Below are 2,853 nucleotides of genomic sequence, written 5' to 3'. Positions count from 1 at the left end.
CAACGTCGGCATCTCCATCTCCTGCTACAACAACACCGTCCTGGCCAACGCCGGCAACACCAACACCGGCGCCTTCAACACCGGCCTGGCCAACACCGGCATCGCCAACACCGGCAACTACAACACCGGCACCTACAACACCGGCAACACCAACACCGGCAGCTTCAACCCCGGCAACACCAACACCGGCCTATTCAACCTCGGCAGCTACAACACCGGCTTAGCCAACACCGGCAACATCAACACCGGCGCCTTCAACACCGGCAACATGGACAACGGCTGGTGGTGGCGCGGCGACAGCCAGGGCCTGATCGGCTTCCACTACACGATTCATATTCCGGAAATCCCGTTGAACGTCGTCGCAACCATTCCGATCGATATCCCCATCAACGCGAGCTTCACCACCACCGTCTACCACGGGATAACGATCGAGGACATCCCGTTCGGCACCACCGTCACGCTCGGTCCCATCCCGGTCTTGCGGGGCACGATCAATTCGCTGACCATTCCGCCGATTTCGGCCACCGGCCCCTCACCGTCAATTCAGATTGGTAAGTCTGACGGTTCGACGGCGATCGTCATCCCCGCGTTTGCCAGCCTCGGCCCCGCCGACTTGACGATCATCGACATCGGCGGCGCCCCGGGATTCGGGAACTCGACAACCAACCCGTCATCGGGGTTCTTCAATGCCGGCACGGGCACCGCATCGGGCTTCGCCAACTTCGGCGCCAACAACTCGGGTCTGCTGAACGCCTCCTCGGGCACCTCGGGGTACAAGAACGTCGGCGACCTGGTCTCGGGCATGGCGAACTTGGGCAACACCGTGTCTGGCTTCCTGAACACAAGCACCCTGGACCTCGCGACCGCGGCTCATGTCTCGGGCTTGGCCAATATCGGCACCAACCTCGCCGGGCTCTACCGTGACAGCACGGCCGGGATGACGACGTTCAACATGGGGCTGGGCAATAACGGCACGTTGAACGTGGGTTTCGGCAACGTCGGCGACTACAACGTCGGCAGCGGAAACGTCGGCGACAACAACGTAGGCAGCGCAAACGTCGGCAGCCACAACTTCGGTGGCGCAAACGTCGGCAGCTTCAATGTCGGCCTCGGCAGCCATGGCCTTCATAACATCGGCTCGGCAAACCTCGGCAACGACAACATCGGTCCCGCAAACTTCGGTGACGACAACCGCGGCTTCGCGAACGCGGGCAACGCCAATACCGGTTTTGCCAACACCGGCGACGGCAATATCGGCCTTGCCAACACCGGCAGCAACAACATCGGCATCGGGCTCACCGGCAACGGCAAAGTCGGGGTCGGCGCGCTCAACTCGGGCAGCGGCAACACCGGCTTGTTCAACTCCGGCACCGACAATGTGGGCCTGTTCAACTCCGGCACCGGAAACGTCGGCATCGCAAACTCGGGCACCGCGAACTGGGGCATCGGCAACAGCGGCAGCACCAACACAGGCCTGGCTAACGCTGGAATGGTCAACACCGGGCTCTGGAATGCCGGCAACGTCAACTCGGGTATCGGCAACACGGGCGACTACAACTCGGGCAGCTTCGACGCCGGCAGCTTCAACACCGGCGGCTTCAACCCGGGCTCCTACAACACGGGTTACTCGAACACTGGTAGCTACAACACGGGATTCGCCAACTCGGGCAACGTCGACACCGGGTTCTTCAATTCCGGAAGTTACGATAACGGCGTCCTGTGGCGGGGCGATTACCAAGGCCTGGTCGGCTACAACTACACGATCTATATTCCCGACACCGCCATTCCGGTGAACCTTGACGTGGAAATCCCGATCGATATTCCGATCAGCGCGACATTCGGCCTCCTGACCATTGAGGGTTTTACCATTCCCAAATACACCGCCGACATCAACGTGCTGGACACCGGAACCACCCAAGCCATCAGCATCGGTCCCCTTACGGTCTCCGATATCGTCATTTCCCTGCCGCCGCTCAATGCCACCATCGGCGGTCCGACCACCGCGATCGATATCGCCGGTACCGGCGGCATCGGCCCCATCGCGATCCCGGTCATCGACATTCCGGCGGCCCCGGGCTTCGGGAACTCGACCACCATCCCGTCGTCGGGGTTCTTCAACTCCGGCGCCGGCAGCTCATCGGGATTGGCCAACGGCGGCCCCAATAACTCCGGCTTCTTCAACGCCTCCGGCAGCTCGGGGATCTCGGGCTACAAGAATGTCGGCGACCTGGTATCGGGCATGGCGAACTTCGGCGACACGGTGTCGGGTTTGCTCAATACCGGCACGCTGGACCTCGCGACGCCGGCCAATGTCTCCGGCGTCGCCAATGTCGGCGCCGACCTCTCGGGTTTCTTCGGCAACTTCGCTATCTCCAACCTGGGCTTCGCCAACGACGGCAGCCTCAACGTGGGCAACGGCAACATCGGCACCCTCAACATCGGCAGCGGAAACGTGGGCGACCACAACGTCGGCGGAGCAAACATCGGCAGCTTCAATGTCGGCTTCGGCAGCCACGGCCTGCACAACTTCGGCTCCGGAAATCTAGGCAACGACAACGTGGGCCCGGCCAACGTGAGCGATCACAATCTGGGCGTGGCCAATGCGGGCGACGGAAATACCGGCGTCGCGAACACCGGCACCTTCAATATCGGCTTTGCGAACACCGGCAGCAGCAACATCGGAATTGGGCTCACCGGCGACGGCAAAGTCGGGATCGGCGCGCTCAACTCGGGCAGCGACAACTTCGGCCCGTTCAACTCCGGCACCGGAAACGTCGGCCTGTTCAACTCCGGCACTGCAAACATCGGTATCGCCAACTCGGGCACCGCGAACTGGGGCATCGGCAACAGCGG

The 2,853-nt window shown here is 62.1% G+C and carries 1 protein-coding gene; it reads left to right on the top strand.

Going from position 1 to position 2,853, the window contains the following annotated elements:
• Positions 1 to 2,853 (top strand): beta strand repeat-containing protein (locus tag BST40_RS27735; protein WP_425270712.1); only part of this gene is annotated, 2,853 nt, incomplete at both ends.

The sequence above is a fragment of the Mycobacterium persicum genome, from assembly GCF_002086675.1.
GTDB lineage: Bacteria > Actinomycetota > Actinomycetes > Mycobacteriales > Mycobacteriaceae > Mycobacterium > Mycobacterium persicum.
Note: the sequence above shows the minus strand (reverse complement) of the source record. Positions and strands in the feature narration are given on the sequence as shown.